This is a genomic window from Pseudomonas nunensis (genome assembly GCF_024296925.1).
Taxonomy (GTDB): Bacteria; Pseudomonadota; Gammaproteobacteria; order Pseudomonadales; family Pseudomonadaceae; genus Aquipseudomonas; species Aquipseudomonas nunensis.
Map to the genome: position 1 here is coordinate 5,294,345 of NZ_CP101125.1, position 19,876 is coordinate 5,314,220.

Sequence of the window (19,876 nt, forward strand, 5' to 3'; positions counted from 1 at the left end):
TCGCATGCTGTAAAAATTCGCTAACTCCAGACACGCCAACGCGGGAGCAAGCCCCCGCGCGGCGACATCCTACCAGTCACTGCCCAAAGGCAGTCAACCGGCCGACCAACAACTTACTTGTGGTCTTTGACTTCTTCGAACTCAGCATCGACAACGTCGTCAGCCTTTTCAGCCGATTCGCCTTGCGGTGCAGCGCCTTCAGCTGGCTGAGCCTGCTCGGCGTACATTTTCTGAGCGACTGGCGCGGAGACTTTCGACAGCTCTTCAACCTTGGCGTCGATCGCAGCCTTGTCGTCGCCTTTTACAGCGGCTTCCAGGGCAACAACAGCCGCTTCGATTGCAGTCTTCTCTTCAGCGCTTACTTTGTCGCCAGCATCAGCGACCATTTTGCGCGTCGAGTGAACCAGTGCATCGCCCTGGTTACGAGCAGCAGCCAGCTCTTCGAACTGACGGTCAGCGTCGACGTTGGCTTCAGCATCGCGAATCATCTGCTGAATTTCTTCCTCGGACAGACCGGAGTTGGCCTTGATCACGATCGACTGAGTCTTGCCAGTAGCCTTGTCTTTGGCGCCTACGTGCAGAATGCCGTTGGCGTCGATGTCGAAGGTCACTTCAATTTGTGGCACGCCACGTGGTGCTGGTGGAATCTCAGCCAGGTCGAACTTGCCCAAGGACTTGTTCTGAGCGGCTTGCTTACGCTCACCTTGCAGCACGTGAATGGTCACAGCACCTTGGTTGTCATCGGCAGTCGAGAACACTTGCGATTTCTTGGTAGGAATCGTGGTGTTTTTCTCGATCAGCGCAGTCATCACGCCGCCCATGGTTTCGATACCCAGGGTCAGAGGGCTAACGTCCAGCAGCAGAACGTCTTTCACGTCGCCGGCCAATACTGCGCCCTGGATAGCAGCACCCATGGCAACGGCTTCGTCCGGGTTCACGTCTTTACGAGCTTCTTTACCGAAGAACTCCGTTACCAGCTTCTGAACCAGTGGCATACGGGTCTGACCGCCAACCAGGATCACGTCGTTGATTGCGCCAACGTCGATACCGGAGTCTTTCAGAGCGATGCGGCAAGGTTCGATGGTGCGTTGAACCAGGTCTTCTACCAGCGCTTCGAGCTTGGCGCGGGAGATTTTCACGTTCAAGTGCTTAGGACCGGTAGCGTCTGCAGTGATGTACGGCAGGTTCACGTCGGTCGAATTGCTCGAAGACAGTTCGATCTTGGCTTTTTCAGCGGCTTCTTTCAGGCGCTGCATGGCCAGCGGGTCACCTTTAAGGTTCATGCCGCTTTCTTTCTTGAATTCGTCAACGAGGTAGTCGATCAGACGAATGTCAAAGTCTTCACCGCCCAGGAACGTGTCACCGTTGGTGGCCAATACTTCGAACTGGTGCTCGCCATCGACTTCAGCGATTTCGATCACGGAAACGTCGAAAGTACCGCCGCCCAAGTCGTAAACGATCACGGTGTGATCGCCTTTCGCCTTGTCCATACCGTAGGCCAGAGCGGCTGCGGTTGGTTCGTTGATGATACGTTTAACGTCCAGGCCCGCGATGCGGCCGGCGTCTTTGGTCGCTTGGCGCTGGCTGTCGTTGAAGTAGGCCGGAACGGTAATTACCGCTTCGGTCACTGGCTCGCCGAGGTAGTCTTCGGCGGTTTTCTTCATTTTCTTCAGAATTTCAGCCGAGATCTGTGGCGGCGACATTTTCTGGCCGTTCACTTCAACCCATGCGTCGCCGTTGTCAGCCTTGGCGATTTTGTACGGGACCATCTTGATGTCTTTCTGTACGACTTCTTCGTCGAACTTACGACCGATCAAACGCTTCACCGCGTACAGGGTGTTGTGCGGATTGGTCACAGCCTGACGCTTGGCCGACTGGCCAACGAGGATTTCGCCATCGTTGGCATACGCGATGATCGACGGCGTGGTACGCGCGCCTTCAGCGTTTTCAATAACTTTGGCTACGCCGTTTTCAAGTACGGAGACGCAGGAGTTGGTAGTCCCCAGGTCGATACCGATAATTTTGCCCATGTTAACTCTCCCGAAACTTTGGATTTGGTTGCCGCAGCAGTGGTGGCTAACTGCGGTAGCACTTAAACGCTTGACTTATAAATGGGGGCCTTGCGGCTGATTTCAAGCCTGCTCATCAATAGAAGGCGAAACCGGCGCTGGGGCCTTGCTGACCACGACCATAGCCGGGCGCAGCAGGCGACCGTTGAGCTGGTAGCCCTTCTGGAACACCTTGAGCACGCTGTTCGGCTCGACATCGGCGCTTTCCTGCATGGCCATCGCCTGATGATGAACGGCGTTGAACGGTTCGCCATGCGGATCGATCGCTTCCAGCTGATAACGCTTCAGGGTGTCCTGGAACATTTTCAGGGTCAGTTCGATACCTTCGCGCATTGGGCGGATGCTTTCGTCATCCGGGTTGGACAACTCCAGGCCACGCTCCAGGCTGTCGATGATCGGCAGCAGGTCGCCAGCGAATTTTTCCAGCGCAAACTTGTGAGCCTTTTCGACATCCTGCTCGGCGCGACGGCGGACGTTCTGCAGATCAGCCGCTACACGCAAAGCCTGATCATGAGCACCAGCCAATTGCTCTTCGAGCACTTGTACACGAGCCGTCAGCTCATCACCCGAAACCTGGGCAGCCTGATCGGCGTCGAGATTTTGCGTATCTACTGTCTGTTCGTCAGCCATAGAATTTCTCCTTTCAATATCGTCCGCGAGCTCAACTCGCGCTTCTGCCCAGCTATATGGGGCCGCAAAATTCAGCTTCAAGGGGCACCGGAGGATTAACCCTACAAAAAGAGCAGCATTGTCATTCCCTGGCGCGCTAACGATTTCGTCGGACCAAGCAAATCGAGCTAAGGAAGGGCATTGTCAGGCGCAAATAAAACACTGTATAAATAACCAGACCTAAAGCCTGGGAGCGGCCTTTATGCTGGTGCACCTGTCCGTACATAACTACGCCATCGTTGAACATCTCGATCTCGAACTCGATCGCGGGATGAGCGTGATCACAGGGGAAACCGGCGCCGGCAAGTCGATCATGCTCGACGCCCTGGGCCTGACCCTGGGTGATCGCGCCGACAGCGGCGTGGTCCGCCCCGGTGCCGACAAGGCCGACATCCTGGCGACCTTCGACCTGGTCGATATCCCGGAAGCCAGTGCCTGGCTGGCCGAGCGCGACCTGGAAAGCGACGGCCCGTGCATCCTGCGCCGGGTGATTACCGCTGAAGGCCGTTCACGCGGCTATATCAACGGCACGCCCTGCCCCCTCGGCGACCTCAAGTCCCTCGGCGAGCTGCTGATTGATATCCACAGCCAGCACGAACACCAATCCCTGCTCAAGACTGACACCCACCGCCGCCTGCTCGACGAGTACGCCGGCGCCACAGATCTCGCCCGCCAGGTTCAACTGGCCGCCCAGCGCTGGCGCCAGACCCGCCAGGAGCTGGAGCGCCTGTCCAACTCCGGCGACGAGCAGCGTGCCCGCCATCAATTGCTCAGCTATCAACTCGAAGAGCTGGAAAACCTTGGCCTCGGCGAAAACGAACTGGAACAACTGGAGCAGGAACACAAGAATCTGACCAATGCTGAAACCTTGCTGGGCATCTGCCGACAAGTAGTCGAGCAATGCAGCGAAAGTGATTCCGGCAACGTACTGAACGCCCTGACCGCCAGCCTCAACCGCTTGTCGAGCGTAAACAACTCGATCGGCGCCTTGGGCGAAGCCAGCAGCCTGCTGACCAGCGCGCAGATTCAGGTTGAAGAAGCCGTCGGCGAACTTAACCGGTTCCTTGATAACTTCGACGCCGACCCGGCGCGCCTTCAATATCTGGAGGAACGCCTCGATGCGATCTACACCCTGGCGCGCAAACACCGCATCCAGCCGACCGAAGTCGCCGAGATGCAGCAAAAGCTGCTGGATGAAATCGAAACCCTGAATGCCAATGACGAATCCATCGAACGCTTGAGCGATGAACTCGCTTCCTATGCCCGTCATTATCAAGAGAAGGCTCGGGACTTGAGTGATCTGCGCCATCAGGCCTCAGGCAGCCTGGCCAGCGCCGTGGAGCAGGAAATCCAGCGTCTGGGCATGCCTGGCGGGCGCTTCACCATTGAATTGCGCCCCAACAGCAGCAACGAACTGCTGCCCAACGGGCTGGAACAGGTAGAACTTCTGGTCAGCGCCAACCCCGGGCAACCGATGAAAGCCCTGGCAAAAGTGGCGTCGGGCGGTGAGCTGTCGCGGATCAGCCTGGCGATCCAGGTCATCACCGCACAAACCTCCCGGGTTCCGACCCTGGTGTTCGACGAAGTGGATGTGGGCATCGGCGGCCCGACGGCCGAGATTGTCGGTCAGTTGCTACGCCGGCTCGGAGAGCGCGGACAGGTGCTGACGGTCACTCACCTGCCGCAAGTGGCGGCGCAGGGTCACCAGCATCTATTTGTTCATAAGGTACGCGGCGAGGATGCAACGCATACAGCCGTGTCCAAGCTGAGCAAGAATGATCGCGTCGAAGAAGTTGCACGCATGCTCGGGGGTATCGATCTGACGAAGGAATCCCTGGCTCACGCGAAGAAAATGGTCATCACCGCCAAAATTTAAGATCAGCAGAAAGCACGAAGGCGACCCTTGGGTCGCCTTCGCTCGTTTCGCGAACATCCTGTTCGCGCGACATGCTTACTTTTTCTTGCGCACGTACAGCACGAGATTGTGATCCACCATCTCGAAACCGTACTTGTCGACGATCGCCTTCTGAAGACGCTCGATTTCTTCGTCGAAGAATTCGATCACTTCACTGGTTTCGACGTTGACCATATGATCGTGATGCTTGCCGTCGTCCAGCTCGAAGACGGCATGACCGCCGTCGAAATTGTGTCGCACCACAAGCCCAGCTGCCTCGAACTGAGTCAGTACACGGTAAACCGTGGCCAGACCGACGTCCTCACCAGCCTCCATCAGCGCCTTGTAAACATCCTCGGCACTCATGTGGCGTTGCTCGGCGGAATCGAGCATTTGCAGAATTTTGACCCGTGGCAGGGTCACTTTGAGGCCGGCTTTGCGTAGTTCGCTATTTTCAACCATGGTCAGCTTTCTCGCGATGCTGCTTCGCAGCTTCTCTTAATGCGGGTATGATCGGCGTTTACGTTGTCCCAGCCAAGATAGTGGAAGTCGCCCACCGATGCAAAACACCAAGCTCTTGCTAACCAGTTTCACCTTCGTGGGACTGCTCGCACTCGCCGGTTGTTCATTCCCCGGGGTTTACAAAATCGACATCCAGCAGGGCAATGTCGTCACGCAGGACATGATAGACCAGTTACGCCCGGGAATGACCCGTCGGCAAGTACGGTTTATCATGGGTAACCCTCTGCTGACCGACACGTTCCATGCCGATCGCTGGGATTACCTGTATAGCCTGCAACCGGGTGGTGGTGAACGCCAACAGGAACGCATAAGCGTTATCTTCAACCCTAATGACCAGCTTGTCAGCCTGTCGGGCGATTTTATGCCCGGTGTGAGCCGCGACGAAGCCATTCTCGGCAAGGAACCCGGCACTACTGTGACCGCTCCTGCAGAAAACACCGAGAAGCCAAAACCGGAAAAACCGGTGAAACCAGGTTCGCTGCTGGACCAGATCCAGAAGGACGTCGACGGTGTAGAAACCGTTCCAGTCCCGAGTCCGGAACCACTGGACACCACGCCGCAATAATTTGCGACGCAATAAAAAACCCGGCATGTCCGGGTTTTTTATTGTCTGGCGTTTGATCAGGTCATTGATTGCGCGCTTTGGCCTCGGCAGCCTTGGCGGCACGCAAGCGGCGGACCTCTTTGGGATCGGCGAGCAGCGGTCGGTAAATCTCGATGCGATCACCCGCCTGAACCACGCGGGTATCGGGGTCAACGATCACTTTGCCGAAGATTCCAACCGGACAATCGGCCAGATCCAGCTCAGGAAACTCGGCACCTACGCCGGATTCGAGCAGAGCGGCCCGAACCGTAGAGCCCGCTGGTACCGACACAGTCAGCAACACCTGGCGATCAACGGCGGCATACACCACCTCAACCTCGATCACCGGATCAACCATGCATCTGCTTTGCGCGCTGACAGAACGCGTCCACCAGGGTGTTTGCCGCCTGATTGAACAAAGGCCCCAACGTTGCGCGCACGATCGGCCCGGCGTAGTCGAACGACAGGTCCAGGCTGATCTTGCAGGCCTTTTCGCCCAATGGCTTGAACACCCAGACGCCATGCAACTGGTTGAACGGACCTTCTTCAAGATTCATCTCGATCGAATGCCCGGGCACCAGCGTGTTGCGCGTGACGAAATGCTGGCTCAACCCACCCTTGGCCACACCCACACTGGCACGCATGTGCTCAGGGGAGCTTTCCAGCACTTCGGCGGCGGAGCACCACGGCAGGAATTCCGGATAACGCGCCACGTCGTTGACCAGGTCATAGAGGGCTTGTGCCGGATACGGCAACAGGGCCGAGCGTTGAATATGTGTCGTCATGTCAGCGTCACTTCCACAGCTGGGCGGCAAACACTACGAGAATGCCGATGGGCGCCACATAGCGCATCAAAAACAGGGACAGGTTGAACAACATCGGGTTACGGATCGACAACTCATCGCGAACCGCTTCACGCCCCATGATCCAGCCTGCAAATACCACGAAACACAAACCACCGAGTGGCAGCATGATCCGCGAGGTGAAGAAGTCGATCACACCAAAGAAGTCCAGGCCACCGGCCGCACCCCATTGGTAGAGATGGAACATTCCACCTTCGTTCACGAAAAACTTGGCTTCCTTCCATATATTGAAGGAAAACACCGTGCCCAGACCAACGAACCAGCAGGTGAATGCCAACCAGAACGTCACCCACGCGCGGCTGATTTTGGTGCGTTCAACCAGGTAAGCCACCATCGGTTCGAGCAACGAAATAGCCGAACTCCAGGCGGCAACCGCCACCAACACGAAGAACACTACGCCCATCAACTGGCCAAACGCTACGTTACCGAAGGCAAATGGCAGGCTGACAAACATCAGGCCAGGGCCTTCGCTAGGGTTCAGGCCCGCGGCGAACACAATCGGAAACAATGCCAGGCCAGCTACCAGCGATACGAAGGTATCAAGCAACGCCACACCGACCACGGTGCCGGAAATCGACGAGTTCTTCGGCATGTACGCGCCGTAGATCATGATCGAACCCACGCCCACGCTCAGGGAGAAGAACGCGTGCCCCATGGCGGGCAACAAGCCATCGAGGACTTTTTCCGGGTGGAAGTCGAACATGAAATGCACGCCTTCCATGAAATGGCCGGTGGTCATGCTGTAACCGAGCAGCACAATCACCATCACGAACAGCAACGGCATCATGATTCGCAGGCTGCGCTCAAGTCCGGCGACCACGCCTTTGGCGATCACCACGGCAGACAACAGCATAAATATCGTGTGCCAAAGTGTCAGGCGCCAAGGATCGGCGATTACATTGCCGAAATAAGCGCCGACCTGATCCGCCGTCACGCCCTGGAAATCGCCCCGGCCCATGTCGATGATGTAATCCAGCGACCAGCCGCCGACCACACTATAGAAAGACAGGATCAGCAACGCCGTGATCATCCCGGCGAATGCGCCCCAGGACCACTTGCCGGAATGCCCCGCTTCCTGCGCCAATACCTTCAGGGCATTCGCCGGACTTTGACGCGCGCGGCGGCCGATCAGGGTTTCCGCCAGCATGACCGGCACCCCGATCAGCGCGATGCAGGCCAAAAACATCAGCACGAAGGCGCCGCCGCCATAGACGCCAACCATGTACGGGAATTTCCAGATGCTACCCAGCCCCACGGCCGAACCGGTCGCGGCGAGTATGAAGACCCAGCGGCTAGCCCAACTGCCGTGGACAGAAACCTTGTCTGTCGACATCGTTATCACGCCCAAGCGTTCAAAAAAGAGGCCGCATTGTCCGGGATTCAATCAACCTGCTCAAGCACGTAGCGATACCGTAGCCGACTCGCGCGCAACTCCCTATAATGCCGCCCCTATGGCTAAACAGAAGAAACACCCAACAGGGACCATCGCGCAAAATAAAAAGGCGCGACACGATTACTTCATCGAACATAAGTTCGAGGCTGGTCTGGTCCTGGCCGGCTGGGAAGTAAAAAGTCTGCGGGCAAGCAAGCTACAGCTTGTTGACAGTTACGTACTGCTCAAGGATGGCGAAGCCTGGCTGCTCGGCAGTCACATCACGCCGCTGATGACCGCCAGCACCCACGTAATTGCTGATCCGACCCGCACCCGAAAATTGCTGCTCAACCGCCGCGAGCTGGAAAAGCTCGCCGCCGCCGTGCAGCAAAAAGGTTATGCCTGCGTGTGCCTGTCCTGGTACTGGAGCAAGCACATGGTCAAGTGCGAGATTGCTCTGGGCAAGGGCAAGAAGGAATACGACAAGCGTGATACCGAACGCGAACGCGACGCCGGTCGCGAGTTGCAGCGTGCGGTGCGGAACAAGGGCAAGGAAGATTAATCTTTCTGCCTGATCGCGGCTCCTGTGGCGAGGGAGCTTGCTCCCGCTCGGCTGCGAAGCAGTCGCCATCTATTTTCATGGCGACATCGACAAGCGAAGGCCGCTTCGCGCCCTGGCGGGAGCAAGCTCCCTCGCCACAATGAACTGAAAACCCACTACATCCCCTTGCGCCGCTCCGCCCGAGCCATGCGCTGCACTTCCTGACGCACCTCCTCCAACACTTCCTGCACATACAAAATGTGTCGGCTGGAGACTTCCCGCGCCTGTTCCGCACGCCCTTCGATAATCGCCAGGTACAACTCACGATGCTGACTGATCAGCATGTCGCGGGTCTCGGTGCGCTGCTTGTACATCCCGCCAATGTTGGTCACCACGTTGCGCTTGAGCAAATCGAACAGCCCGCGAATGGTGTGCAACAACACGGCGTTATGACTGGCCTCGGCGATGGCCAGGTGAAATTTCGCATCCGCCGCGCCCTCTTCCACCCGGCTCACTTCATCGTGGCGCGTGTAGCAATCCTGCAATTCTTCGAACGCCGCCGTCAGCCGTTCGCGATCCACATCGGTGGCGCGCAACGCGGCGTAATAGGCGCAGGAGGCTTCCAGGGTATGGCGAAACTCCAGCAGATCACGCTGCGCCTCGGGGTTGCTTTCCAGCAGATGCAGCAGCGGATCGCTGAAGGTCGAGCCAAGGGAATCCACCACATAATTGCCGCCGCCCTGGCGACTGACCAGCAAGCCTTTGGCCGCCAGCTTCTGAATCGCTTCGCGCAACGAAGGGCGTGACACGCCGAACTGCTCGGCCAACGCGCGCTCGGCCGGCAAACGTTCGCCGGACTTCAGCGTGCCCTCGAGAATCATCCCCTCGAGCCGCTCGACAATATCGTCAGACAAACGGCGCTGACGAATCTGATCAAACCCCATAACTCAATTCTCCACGATCCCGGCAGCTCGCCGGGCTCTCTATTCTGGCCTATCGGCGCTGTGGCAGCACCTACCAGACGACGCTTGATCGAACAGATCAGATGCGTTGTGCACCGCTTATTCGACAAAAGTTTTAGGGCGGCAAATTGACACACCCCATACAAGGCTTTTACCCTAGCCAACAGCGATTGTAAATTGGTATTACCAATTAACCAAGAACGCTGACAGTGCCTGACCAACAACAATTAGGGGCCACCCCATATGCAAACCTGGCAACAGCTCTACAGCCCGCTCGGCAGTCTCGGCGTGTCCGCACTCGCGGCCGTCATCCCCATTGTATTTTTCTTCCTGGCCTTGGCCGTGTTCCGCCTCAAAGGCCACGTAGCCGGCAGCATCACGCTGGCCTTGTCGATTGCCGTAGCGATCTTCGCCTTCCAGATGCCGGTAGACATGGCCTTCGCCGCTGCCGGATATGGCTTTGCGTATGGCCTGTGGCCGATTGCGTGGATCATCGTCGCGGCGGTGTTCCTCTACAAACTGACGGTCAAGAGCGGCCAGTTCGAAGTGATCCGCAGCTCGGTGCTGTCGATCACCGACGACCAGCGCCTGCAAGTGCTGCTGATCGGCTTCTGCTTCGGCGCATTCCTGGAAGGCGCCGCCGGTTTCGGCGCGCCGGTAGCGATTACCGCCGCACTGCTGGTAGGACTTGGTTTCAACCCGCTGTACGCCGCCGGCCTGTGCCTGATCGCCAACACCGCGCCCGTCGCGTTCGGCGCCCTGGGCATTCCGATCATCGTGGCGGGACAAGTGACTGGGATCGACGCGTTCAAGATCGGCGCCATGACCGGTCGCCAACTGCCGCTGCTGTCGCTGTTCGTGCCGTTCTGGCTGGTGTTCATGATGGACGGCCTGCGCGGCGTGCGGGAAACCTGGCCGGCCGCATTGGTCGCGGGCTTGAGCTTCGCCATCACCCAATACTTCACTTCCAACTTCATCGGCCCGGAACTGCCGGACATCACATCAGCACTGGTCAGCCTTATTTCCCTGACGCTGTTCCTGAAAGTCTGGCAGCCAAAACGCGCTGCAGGCCAGCACATCGCCGGCGCTGTTTCGGCATCCGTTGTGACCGCCAGCGCCGGTGGTTTCGGTCAGCCGCGCAGCACCGTGGCGTCACCGTACAGCCTGGGTGAAATTTTCAAAGCCTGGTCGCCGTTCCTGATCCTCACCGTGCTGGTCACCATCTGGACCCTGAAACCGTTCAAGGCGATGTTTGCCGCCGGCGGTTCGATGTACAGCTGGGTGTTCAACTTCGCCATCCCGCACCTGGACCAGATGGTGATCAAGGTCGCGCCGATCGTGACGGTTCCGACCGCCATTCCAGCGGTGTTCAAACTTGATCCGATTTCCGCGACCGGCACGGCGATTTTCTTCTCCGCGCTGATCTCGATGCTTGTACTGAAGATCAATTTCAAAATTGGTCTTACCACATTGAAAGAGACCTTCTACGAACTGCGCTGGCCGATCCTGTCCATCGGCATGGTGCTGGCGTTTGCGTTCGTCACCAACTACTCGGGCATGTCATCGACCATGGCCTTGGTGCTGGCGGCAACCGGTGCGGCGTTCCCGTTCTTCTCGCCGTTCCTCGGCTGGCTGGGCGTGTTCCTGACTGGCTCCGATACCTCCTCGAACGCACTGTTCAGTTCGTTGCAAGCGACCACCGCGCACCAAATCGGTGTCAGCGATGTGTTGTTGGTGGCCGCGAACACCAGCGGCGGCGTGACCGGCAAGATGATCTCGCCGCAATCGATCGCCGTGGCCTGCGCCGCGACCGGGCTGGTGGGCAAGGAGTCGGATCTGTTCCGTTTCACCCTCAAGCACAGCCTGTTCTTCGCCACGATTGTCGGCTTGATCACCTACATCCAGGCCTACTGGCTTACCGGGATGCTGGTGCATTAAGACTACGAGCAACACGGAAAAAACCGACGCCGGATCACGTTTCCGGCGTCAGCTATTCACTACCCGGTCTGTAAGGCTGCTGAAAGCTTGCCGCTCTATATTCAGCAGCCTCAACGGACGGATAACCGGGACCACCCGGAGACACGCCTGATGAGCGAGCTTTTTTACAACGCTGTGCCGAACGCGACCCGCGTCGCGCCGCCACTGCCCAAGCCTCGGCAATACCCCAGCGAAAAACCGTCACGGGTCTACCTGTTCGGGACCTGCGTGGTGGATTTGTTCTACCCCGAAGCCGGGATGGACGCGATTCACCTGCTGGAACGCGAAGGCATCCGTGTCGACTACCCGCAAGGGCAAAGCTGCTGCGGACAACCGGCTTACACCTCCGGTTACACCGAACAGGCCCGGACCGTGGCGCGCTCGCAACTGGCATTGTTTGCCGGGGATTTTCCGGTGGTGGTGCCGTCGGGCTCTTGCGCAGGCATGTTGCGCGAACACTACGCCGACTTGTTCAAGGACGAGCCGGACACGCTGAAACAGGTCCTGGCCCTCGCTGCCCGGACTTATGAATTGGCGGAGTTCTTGCTGTTTGTCTGCAAGGTGCAGCTCAAGGACAGCGGCGAACCGGTCAAAGTGGCGCTGCACACTTCGTGCTCGGCACGTCGCGAGATGAACACGCACCTGCACGGCCGCGAGTTATTGGCGCAGTTGGGCAATGTGGAACGGGTCGAGCACAGCCACGAAAGTGAATGCTGTGGCTTTGGTGGGACTTTCAGCGTCCGTATGCCAGACATTTCCGGCGCGATGGTGGCTGACAAGACCCGCTCGTTGAAGGAATCTGGCGCACATCAGGTACTGAGTGCCGATTGCGGTTGCCTGATGAACATCAACGGCTCGCTGGAGAAACAAAAGGAAGCGCTGCGCGGCCAACACCTGGCCAGTTTCCTTTGGCAGCGCACCGGAGGTGTTCAATGAACGCTTCCGCGATTATTCCTACGGTTGCCGTGGAAGAAGATTTCCGTGCCAGGGCTCACGAGGCTTTGGCTGACACGCAACTGCGAAATAACTTTCGCAGTGCGATGGATTCACTGATGACAAAACGGGCAGCGTCTTTCAGCGATGCCCACGAAAGAGAACATTTGCGTGTGCTGGGCAATGCTGTCCGCGCCCGCGCATTATCCAAGTTGCCCGACTTGCTCGAGCAGCTTGAACAGAACCTGACCCGCAACGGTGTGACAGTGCACTGGGCGGAAACGGTGGACGAGGCCAATGGCATCGTCCTCTCGATCATCCGCGCTCACGAGGGGCGGCAAGTGATCAAGGGCAAATCGATGGTCAGCGAAGAAATGGAGATGAATCATTTCCTCGCTGAACAGGGCATTGAATGTCTGGAATCGGACATGGGCGAGTACATCGTCCAGCTCGACCACGAGAAGCCTTCACACATTATTATGCCGGCGATCCACAAGAATGCCGGTCAGGTCGCGTCCTTGTTCCACGACAAACTTGGCGTGGAATACACCAAGGACGTTGACCAACTCATTCAGATCGGTCGCAAAGTCTTGCGACAGAAATTCTTCGAAGCGGACATCGGCGTCTCCGGCGTCAACTTCGCCGTGGCCGAAACCGGCACCCTGCTGCTGGTGGAAAACGAAGGCAATGGGCGCATGACCACCACGGTCCCGCCGGTGCACATTGCCGTGACCGGCATCGAAAAAGTCGTTGAAAACCTGCGGGACGTGGTCCCTTTGCTGTCGCTGCTGACCCGCTCCGCGCTGGGCCAGCCGATCACCACTTACGTCAACATGATCTCCGGCCCGCGCAAGGAGCATGAACTTGATGGCCCACAGGAAGTGCACCTGGTATTGCTCGACAACGGTCGCAGCCAGGCCTTTGCCGACAGCGAACTGCGCCAGACCCTGAACTGCATCCGCTGCGGCGCGTGTATGAATCATTGCCCGGTCTACACTCGAATCGGCGGCCACGCCTATGGGGAGGTTTACCCTGGGCCTATCGGAAAAATCATCACCCCGCACATGGTCGGCCTGGCGAAAGTCCCGGACCATCCGAGTGCCTCGTCGCTGTGCGGCGCCTGCGGTGAAGTCTGCCCGGTAAAAATTCCGATCCCGGCATTGCTGCGGCGCCTGCGCGAAGAAAACGTCAAAGCCCCGGACAGCCCACATAAAGTCATGCGCGGCCAGGGCAGCAAGTATTCGCGCAAAGAACGCTTTATCTGGAATGCCTGGGCGAAACTCAACAGCTCGCCGACGCTCTATCGTTTGTTCGGCTTCTTCGCCACTCGCCTGCGCGCCCTCGCGCCGAGCAATGTCGGCCCATGGACGCAAAACCACAGCGCGCCAAAACCCGCTGCCCGCTCGCTGCATGACATGGCCCGCGAGCATCTGGCCAAACAGGGAGACCGTTGATGAGCGCCAAGCAAAATATCCTCGCCAAATTACGCAATAGTCTGACCGGAACTACACCAGTGCCTGACGAGTTCGACGTCGAACTACTGACCGCGCCCTACACCTACACGCCTGAGCAACGCATCCCGCAACTGCGCAAACTGATGGAAGCGGTGCACACAGAAATTCATCTGACCTCGGGCGCAGATTGGCCCGAGCTGCTGGCGCAACTTTTAAGGGATCGCCAGTTGCCGAGCCTGTTGATCGCGCCAACGACACCTCACGGTCAACGGATCACACAGCACTGGTCGAAAAATCCCGGTCTGCCGACGCTCAAATCCTACGATCGCCCGGTCGAAGAATGGAAAGCCGAATTGTTTAACGACACCCCGGCCAGCCTGACCACCACCCTAGGCGCAATCGCCGCGACGGGTAGTCTGATTCTCTGGCCGACACGGGAAGAACCGCGCCTGATGAGCCTGGTACCGCCGGTGCATTTCGCCCTGCTCAAGGCCAGTGAAATCCGCGACAACTTCTATCAAGTCCAACAGGAATTCGAGTGGGCCCAGGGCATGCCGACCAACGCCTTGTTGGTGTCCGGTCCGTCGAAGACCGCCGACATCGAACAAGTGCTGGCCTATGGCGCCCATGGTCCGAAAGACCTGGTGGTATTGATCCTGGAGGACCAATGACCTTACCGGCGGCTTTCCTGCGTGATGCGCAGCAACTGATTCCCCAGGACCGACGTTTCGACGATCCTCTATCGACGCTGGCCTTCGGCACCGATGCGAGTTTCTATCGGCTGATTCCGCAACTGGTGATCCGCGTCGAGTCTGAAGACGAAGTGGTCGCACTGCTGAAACTGGCACAACGGGATCAGGTCCCGGTGACGTTTCGCGCGGCCGGCACCAGCCTTTCAGGGCAGGCCATCAGCGATTCGGTATTGATCGTGCTCGGGGATAACTGGAACGGTCGCGAGATTCGCGGTTTGGGCACGCAGATTCGTCTGCAGCCCGGCGTAATCGGTGCACAGGCCAACGCTTGGCTGGCGCCATTCGGACGCAAGATCGGTCCGGACCCGGCTTCGATCAATGCCTGCAAAATCGGCGGCATCGTCGCCAACAATGCCAGCGGCATGTGCTGTGGCACGGCGCAAAATACTTATCACACGCTAGCCGGGATTCGCCTGGTGCTGGCCGACGGCAGCCGTCTCGATACCGAAGACGCCGCCAGTGTTGCCACGTTTCGCCAGAGCCATTCCGAACTGCTGGAGCGCCTGGCGACATTGGGCCGCGAGACCCGCGCCAATTCCGAACTGGCTGCAAGAATTCGCCACAAATACCGTCTGAAAAATACCACCGGCCTGTCGCTCAATGCGCTGGTGGATTTCGACGAGCCTGTGGATATCTTGAGCCACTTACTGGTGGGCTCCGAAGGCACGCTCGGCTTCATCAGCGCGGTGACTTACGACACGGTGATCGACCACCCGAACAAAGCCTCGGCGTTGATCGTGTTCCCGGATGTGGAAACCTGCTGCAACGCCGTGACCGTGCTGAAAAGCCAACCGGTGTCGGCGGTGGAGCTGCTGGATCGCCGCAGTCTGCGCTCGGTGCAGGACAAACCCGGCATGCCCGCTTTCGTACAGCAATTGTCGAATAATGCTTGCGCCCTGCTGATCGAATCCCGCGCCGCGTCGCCCACTTTGTTGCGCGAACAGCTGGCGCAGATCATGACGTCCCTGGCTTCCTTCCCGGTGGAGAAGCAAGTCGATTTCACCGAGGATCCAGTGGAAAACGCCCGGCTCTGGGCGATCCGCAAGGACACCTTCCCCGCGGTCGGCGCGGTGCGCAAAACCGGCACCACGGTGATCATCGAAGACGTGACCTTCCCGGTGGAACAACTGGCCATCGGTGTGAACCGCTTGATCGAGTTGTTCGACAAACATCACTACGACGAAGCGATCCTTTTCGGACACGCACTGGAAGGCAATCTGCACTTCGTCTTCACCCAAGGCTTCAACAATCCGGAAGAAGTCGCACGCTACCAGGCGTTCATGGATGACGTGGCGCAGTTGGTGGCCGTGGAATTCGGCGGCTCGCTGAAGGCCGAACACGGCACCGGTCGCAACATGGCGCCGTTTGTCGAACTGGAATGGGGCAGCGATGCCTATCAGTTGATGTGGCAACTCAAACGCCTGCTCGACCCGAACGGCATTCTCAACCCGGACGTTGTGCTCAGCGAAGATCCGCAGATCCACCTCAAACACTTGAAGCCGCTACCCGCCGCCGACGAGATTGTGGATAAGTGCATCGAGTGCGGCTTCTGCGAGCCTGTCTGCCCGTCGAAAGGCCTGACCCTGAGCCCGCGCCAGCGCATCGTTATCTGGCGTGACATTCAGGCGAAGAAACGTGCCGGCGTCGACACCGCTGAACTCGAAGCTGCTTACGAATATCAAGGCATCGACACCTGCGCCGCCACCGGGCTATGTGCGCAACGCTGCCCTGTAGGAATCAATACCGGCGAACTGGTGAAAAAGCTGCGCAGCCGTAAAGCGACGTATACGAAAACCGCCAATTGGCTTGAAGGAAATTTCGCCACTGCGCTGCAAGGTGCGCGGTTCACTTTGCACGTCGCCAATGGCGCGCGGATGCTGCTCGGGGCGCCGCGCCTGGCGAAGCTCTCGGCTACGCTGACGCGGTTGTCCAAAGGCCAGGTCCCACAATGGACCAACGCCATGCCGCAACCGGAAAAAGCCATTTGCTTCAGCCCGGCAGTGTCGGACGAACGCCCTCGGGTGGTGTACCTCGCGGCCTGCGTTTCGCGGGCAATGGGCCCGTCGGCGGGTGATAAAGAGCAGATGTCGCTGTACGACAAAACCCGTGGGTTGCTGGAAAAGGCCGGTTACCAGGTCGTGTTTCCGGACAACCAGGACAACCTCTGCTGCGGTCAGCCGTTCGCTTCCAAGGGCTACGCCGAACAGGCCGAACACAAACGCCAGGAACTGATTGGCGCGCTGCTGCACGCCAGCCGTGGCGGGCTCGACCCGATTTATTGCGACACCAGCCCCTGTACGTTGCGGCTGGTTCAGGACCTCGGCGAAGTGCGCCTGGACCTGTACGACCCGGTGCGTTTCATTCGTACGCATCTGATGGATCGACTGGATTTCACCCCGCAGGAAGCGCCGATCGCGGTGCACGTCACCTGCAGCACTCAGCACTTGGGTGAGAGCCAGGCGTTGATCGATCTGGCACGCAAATGCAGCAACAACGTGGTCATTCCTGAAGGCATACATTGCTGTGGGTTTGCCGGCGATAAAGGCTTCACCACGCCGGAGTTGAACGCGCATTCGCTGCGCTCGCTCAAGGAGGCGGTGCAGCATTGCAGCGAGGGGATTTCTACCAGCCGCACCTGTGAGATTGGTCTGACGCAGCACGGTGGAATTGACTACCACGGGCTGGTCTATCTGGTGGATCGGGTGACCCAAGCGAGGCACATGCAAGAAAAATAGAACCCTGACGAACCGCCGTAGTCCACAGAGTAAGCCCGGTAAATGCCGGGCCTTACCCAAACTCGGCAGCCCGTCCTGATGGCCAGCGATGCCTGGACCCTCAGTTCAAGGAGATACACATGAAACGTTCTGTACTGTTAGGTCTGTTCGTTACTGCTTCGCTGATGGCATCCACCTCGTTTGCCGCCGAAGACCTCTGTGCGGTCAACTTGAAAACCATCGAAAATGCCAAAGCTCAGATCTCTCCGGAGATGACTGAGCAGGTACAGGCTTCCGTCGAAAAAGCCAAAGCCGATCACGCGACGGGCACCAAAAAAGGCACTGAAGATTGCATCGCCGAAACCACCCAGACGATTCAGGATATTCAGAAGTCCAGTGACGGCGGCAAACAATAGTCCCCCGCCAAGGCCAACCTTCGGGATGGCCTGCTTCGCAGACGCCGATGTAAAGCACACAGGCTTGTTGCTCATCTGAATTCAGAGAGCAACAGGCCTGTCGTCGTTCACGATTCTCTAAACCGAATTACTTCGCAGCGCCGTGGTCTTTTAAGTAGGCCCCATCCATCGTGGCCAGTTTTCAGACCTCGGCCGAGCCGCCCACTCATACGGCAGCACCGAGACCATCAGTCTTAGGAGATATCCATGAAACGTACCGCACTCGCTGGTCTGTTCATGTCTGCTGTTATGTTGGCCTCACCCGTATTTGCTGCGGACAACAACCTGTGTACGAGCAAGCTGCAAGAACTCGAAGCCAAAGTGAATTCGCTGCCAGCGACCTCCCCCAACGCACCGGAGATCAAACGACTGCTGGCCAGCGCCAAAGCTTCACAGGCTTCCAAAGACGACAAGAAATGCGCCACTGAGGCCAGCCAGGCATTGTCGATGGCAAACTGAGCAGCGAACCCTGATCACTCGCGGCTAACCTTCGGGTTGGCCTTCTGACGCGTGTTGGCGTACACTGCACACGTCTGTTGCTCACTTGATTCACCGAGCAACGGACACGGGGCCGTTTAGGATTCGACGCCGGTCGCGAAACTTTAGGTGCATGCCGAGTTGGTAACAGAACTCGTAAATCCACTGTTGCAACTTCTTATAGTTGCCAATGACGAAACCTACGGCCAGGAATTCTCTCTCGCTGCGTAAGCAGCTTTAGACCTGAGCTTCTGGTACCTTCGGGTCCAGCAATCACCAGGGGATGTCTGTAAACCCAAAGTGATTGTCATATAGAACAGAATCGCCGTGCAGTACGTTGTGGACGAAGCGGCTAAAACTTACACAACTCGCCCAAAGCACCCTGCCCTTCGGGTCGCTGAGGGTTAACTTAATAGATACGGCTACGCATGTAGTACCGACAGCGGAGTACTGGCGGACGGGGGTTCAAATCCCCCCGGCTCCACCACTTCATCATCTAAAGACGTCCACGGACGTCTTTTTTTGTGCCTGAAATTCAGTAAACACAGGAATTTCAGGGCTATTCGCGTAAGCCAAAGAGATCCCGCCCTCGTTCACACGGCATGTTTTTCCCAGCATGAAATCAACGCCATTATCGGAAGCGGACGAACGGGTGTAGATCAACCCGTCGCGTCCTGTTCACGCGCAGTAGATACCTGCTAATAGACGATTTCGCTGCGAATGGCCTGGGTGACGATGCACGACAGTCGTTCAGTCAGCAAATCCGGGCTGGCCTCTCGTCGATGCAATGTCAGAGGGATGCTGGGTAAAGGTGGCAACCCTCGTTCCTCGGCGGCCAGAAGTGCTGTTCCTGATTGCATCCCCAAGGATGTTCTGATGGTGTAGCCCAACCCTGCCTCCGTGGCCGCCGACAGGCCATTGAGGCTGGAGCTGGTGAACGACAGCCGCCATGGAATGCCCTCGCGGCTCAGGGCCTCGGTCGCCATCGAATGAAAGGGGCATGGAGCATCGAAGGCAATGATCGGCAACGGCTCGCCCGAGTCGATATTCCAGTCAAAGTACTCGTGGGCAGAGCCGATCCATTGCATTTGTAAATCTGCGACGCGCTCTTGGTACCCACCTTTGTGCCCATCGCCCCACACTACCGCCAGATCGAGCGACCCACTGTCGATGCGACTCAACAAGTCGGCATTACGCGCGATCCGCGCTTCGACACGAACATCAGGATGGGCTCTAGCGAATCGGCCCAATACCGTTGGCAAGAAACTACTCAGATCTTCCTGAAGCCCGAGGCGTACCCAGCCCTTGAGTTTGAGCTCGGACACGGCAGTGACGGTCTCATCGTTGAGGCTCAAAAGACGTCGCGAATAGTTGAGCAGCACCTCCCCGGTATCAGTCAGGGCAAGCCGCCGACCGGCCTTCGTGAACAGCGGTGATCCCGCCTGGGCTTCGAGTTTTTTCAGCTGAGCGCTGATGGCTGAAGTCGAACGGGCAAGCTTCTGCGCGGCCTTGGCGAAGCTACCCAATTCAACGCCTGTGACGAAGCTGCGCATGACATCCAAATCAAAATTCACTGGCCTCATAACAATCCTGTTTTTTGGGACTAACACGCAAAATAATTTGATATTCAGCACGATGG

General features: G+C 58.0%; 18 protein-coding genes and 1 other RNA gene. 11 read left to right on the forward strand and 8 right to left on the reverse strand.

Features of this window, described 5'->3' with window-relative positions; genetic code table 11:
• Positions 1-113 precede the first annotated feature (113 nt).
• Both dnaK and grpE read right to left on the reverse strand, forming a co-directional pair.
• A complete protein-coding gene (gene dnaK / locus NK667_RS23325; protein WP_054050062.1) occupies positions 114-2,030 on the reverse strand; it encodes a molecular chaperone DnaK in 1,917 nt (638 codons plus the stop codon).
• Positions 2,031-2,132: 102 nt separating this feature from the next.
• Positions 2,133-2,699, reverse strand: coding sequence for a nucleotide exchange factor GrpE (gene grpE, locus NK667_RS23330; protein ID WP_054050064.1), 567 nt, complete (start codon positions 2,697-2,699; stop codon positions 2,133-2,135).
• Between the two features lie 241 nt (positions 2,700-2,940).
• Here grpE and recN point away from each other — a divergent pair, with 241 nt between their 5' ends.
• Positions 2,941-4,614: a DNA repair protein RecN gene (gene recN / locus NK667_RS23335; RefSeq protein WP_054616167.1), complete on the forward strand. Its 1,674-nt coding sequence runs from the start codon at positions 2,941-2,943 to the stop codon at positions 4,612-4,614.
• 75 nt (positions 4,615-4,689) lie between these two features.
• Here the strand turns inward: recN and fur are convergent, their stop codons facing one another.
• Positions 4,690-5,094, reverse strand: coding sequence for a ferric iron uptake transcriptional regulator (gene fur, locus NK667_RS23340; RefSeq protein WP_003197684.1), 405 nt, complete (start codon positions 5,092-5,094; stop codon positions 4,690-4,692).
• A gap of 97 nt (positions 5,095-5,191) precedes the next feature.
• Here fur and NK667_RS23345 point away from each other — a divergent pair, with 97 nt between their 5' ends.
• Positions 5,192-5,719 carry an outer membrane protein assembly factor BamE gene (locus tag NK667_RS23345; protein ID WP_054050068.1) on the forward strand — a complete coding sequence of 176 codons (528 nt, stop codon included), beginning with the start codon at positions 5,192-5,194 and terminating at the stop codon, positions 5,717-5,719.
• Between the two features lie 61 nt (positions 5,720-5,780).
• On the opposite strand, the gene NK667_RS23350 is transcribed toward NK667_RS23345, so the two are convergent.
• Genes NK667_RS23350 through NK667_RS23360 form a run of 3 tightly spaced genes read right to left on the reverse strand, consistent with a single transcriptional unit; the run spans position 5,781 to position 7,933 of the window.
• Positions 5,781-6,095, reverse strand: coding sequence for an RnfH family protein (locus NK667_RS23350; RefSeq protein ID WP_054616168.1), 315 nt, complete (start codon positions 6,093-6,095; stop codon positions 5,781-5,783).
• Entirely contained in the window at positions 6,088-6,522 is a 435-nt protein-coding gene (locus NK667_RS23355; RefSeq protein WP_054050071.1) for a type II toxin-antitoxin system RatA family toxin, read from the reverse strand. Before NK667_RS23355 ends, NK667_RS23350 begins: the two co-directional genes overlap by 8 nt.
• Positions 6,523-6,529: 7 nt before the next feature.
• Entirely contained in the window at positions 6,530-7,933 is a 1,404-nt protein-coding gene (locus NK667_RS23360) for a sodium-dependent transporter (protein WP_054050073.1), read from the reverse strand.
• A gap of 118 nt (positions 7,934-8,051) precedes the next feature.
• Between NK667_RS23360 and smpB the strand changes: the two genes are divergently transcribed.
• Entirely contained in the window at positions 8,052-8,534 is a 483-nt protein-coding gene (gene smpB / locus NK667_RS23365) for an SsrA-binding protein SmpB (RefSeq protein WP_007900551.1), read from the forward strand.
• 155 nt (positions 8,535-8,689) lie between these two features.
• Here the strand turns inward: smpB and NK667_RS23370 are convergent, their stop codons facing one another.
• Complete coding sequence (locus NK667_RS23370) at positions 8,690-9,457, reverse strand: FCD domain-containing protein (protein WP_054050075.1); 768 nt, start codon at positions 9,455-9,457, stop codon at positions 8,690-8,692.
• A 261-nt stretch (positions 9,458-9,718) separates the two neighbouring features.
• On the opposite strand from NK667_RS23370, the gene NK667_RS23375 reads away from it, so the two are divergent.
• From NK667_RS23375 to ssrA, 8 genes are all read left to right on the forward strand, one after another.
• Complete coding sequence (locus tag NK667_RS23375) at positions 9,719-11,413, forward strand: lactate permease LctP family transporter (RefSeq protein ID WP_054616169.1); 1,695 nt, start codon at positions 9,719-9,721, stop codon at positions 11,411-11,413.
• Between the two features lie 150 nt (positions 11,414-11,563).
• Positions 11,564-12,388 (forward strand): (Fe-S)-binding protein, encoded by an 825-nt coding sequence (locus tag NK667_RS23380; RefSeq protein WP_054616170.1) that lies wholly within the window; start codon positions 11,564-11,566, stop codon positions 12,386-12,388.
• Positions 12,385-13,839 (forward strand): LutB/LldF family L-lactate oxidation iron-sulfur protein, encoded by a 1,455-nt coding sequence (locus tag NK667_RS23385; RefSeq protein ID WP_054616171.1) that lies wholly within the window; start codon positions 12,385-12,387, stop codon positions 13,837-13,839. Before NK667_RS23380 ends, NK667_RS23385 begins: the two co-directional genes overlap by 4 nt.
• Positions 13,839-14,510 carry a LutC/YkgG family protein gene (locus NK667_RS23390; protein ID WP_054050083.1) on the forward strand — a complete coding sequence of 224 codons (672 nt, stop codon included), beginning with the start codon at positions 13,839-13,841 and terminating at the stop codon, positions 14,508-14,510. The genes NK667_RS23385 and NK667_RS23390 overlap by 1 nt, the downstream gene beginning before the upstream one ends.
• A complete protein-coding gene (locus NK667_RS23395) occupies positions 14,507-17,326 on the forward strand; it encodes an FAD-binding and (Fe-S)-binding domain-containing protein (RefSeq protein WP_054616172.1) in 2,820 nt (939 codons plus the stop codon). The genes NK667_RS23390 and NK667_RS23395 overlap by 4 nt, the downstream gene beginning before the upstream one ends.
• Positions 17,327-17,445: 119 nt before the next feature.
• On the forward strand, positions 17,446-17,721 hold the full coding sequence (locus NK667_RS23400) for a hypothetical protein (RefSeq protein ID WP_054616173.1): 276 nt from the start codon (positions 17,446-17,448) through the stop codon (positions 17,719-17,721).
• A 246-nt stretch (positions 17,722-17,967) separates the two neighbouring features.
• On the forward strand, positions 17,968-18,219 hold the full coding sequence (locus NK667_RS23405; protein WP_054050090.1) for a hypothetical protein: 252 nt from the start codon (positions 17,968-17,970) through the stop codon (positions 18,217-18,219).
• A 108-nt stretch (positions 18,220-18,327) separates the two neighbouring features.
• Positions 18,328-18,724, forward strand: a transfer-messenger RNA (tmRNA) gene (gene ssrA / locus NK667_RS23410).
• A gap of 211 nt (positions 18,725-18,935) precedes the next feature.
• Here ssrA and NK667_RS23415 read toward each other — a convergent pair.
• Complete coding sequence (locus NK667_RS23415; protein WP_236708616.1) at positions 18,936-19,871, reverse strand: LysR substrate-binding domain-containing protein; 936 nt, start codon at positions 19,869-19,871, stop codon at positions 18,936-18,938.
• Positions 19,872-19,876: the final 5 nt, after the last annotated feature.

What these genes read in the sequence shown, in the direction of transcription:
- dnaK (WP_054050062.1), bottom strand. Translation starts at nt 2,030, where the DNA reads ATGGGCAAAATTATCGGTATCGACCTGGGGACTACCAACTCCTGCGTC.
- grpE (WP_054050064.1), bottom strand. Translation starts at nt 2,699, where the DNA reads ATGGCTGACGAACAGACAGTAGATACGCAAAATCTCGACGCCGATCAG.
- recN (WP_054616167.1), top strand. Translation starts at nt 2,941, where the DNA reads ATGCTGGTGCACCTGTCCGTACATAACTACGCCATCGTTGAACATCTC.
- fur (WP_003197684.1), bottom strand. Translation starts at nt 5,094, where the DNA reads ATGGTTGAAAATAGCGAACTACGCAAAGCCGGCCTCAAAGTGACCCTG.
- NK667_RS23345 (WP_054050068.1), top strand. Translation starts at nt 5,192, where the DNA reads ATGCAAAACACCAAGCTCTTGCTAACCAGTTTCACCTTCGTGGGACTG.
- NK667_RS23350 (WP_054616168.1), bottom strand. Translation starts at nt 6,095, where the DNA reads ATGGTTGATCCGGTGATCGAGGTTGAGGTGGTGTATGCCGCCGTTGAT.
- NK667_RS23355 (WP_054050071.1), bottom strand. Translation starts at nt 6,522, where the DNA reads ATGACGACACATATTCAACGCTCGGCCCTGTTGCCGTATCCGGCACAA.
- NK667_RS23360 (WP_054050073.1), bottom strand. Translation starts at nt 7,933, where the DNA reads ATGTCGACAGACAAGGTTTCTGTCCACGGCAGTTGGGCTAGCCGCTGG.
- smpB (WP_007900551.1), top strand. Translation starts at nt 8,052, where the DNA reads ATGGCTAAACAGAAGAAACACCCAACAGGGACCATCGCGCAAAATAAA.
- NK667_RS23370 (WP_054050075.1), bottom strand. Translation starts at nt 9,457, where the DNA reads ATGGGGTTTGATCAGATTCGTCAGCGCCGTTTGTCTGACGATATTGTC.
- NK667_RS23375 (WP_054616169.1), top strand. Translation starts at nt 9,719, where the DNA reads ATGCAAACCTGGCAACAGCTCTACAGCCCGCTCGGCAGTCTCGGCGTG.
- NK667_RS23380 (WP_054616170.1), top strand. Translation starts at nt 11,564, where the DNA reads ATGAGCGAGCTTTTTTACAACGCTGTGCCGAACGCGACCCGCGTCGCG.
- NK667_RS23385 (WP_054616171.1), top strand. Translation starts at nt 12,385, where the DNA reads ATGAACGCTTCCGCGATTATTCCTACGGTTGCCGTGGAAGAAGATTTC.
- NK667_RS23390 (WP_054050083.1), top strand. Translation starts at nt 13,839, where the DNA reads ATGAGCGCCAAGCAAAATATCCTCGCCAAATTACGCAATAGTCTGACC.
- NK667_RS23395 (WP_054616172.1), top strand. Translation starts at nt 14,507, where the DNA reads ATGACCTTACCGGCGGCTTTCCTGCGTGATGCGCAGCAACTGATTCCC.
- NK667_RS23400 (WP_054616173.1), top strand. Translation starts at nt 17,446, where the DNA reads ATGAAACGTTCTGTACTGTTAGGTCTGTTCGTTACTGCTTCGCTGATG.
- NK667_RS23405 (WP_054050090.1), top strand. Translation starts at nt 17,968, where the DNA reads ATGAAACGTACCGCACTCGCTGGTCTGTTCATGTCTGCTGTTATGTTG.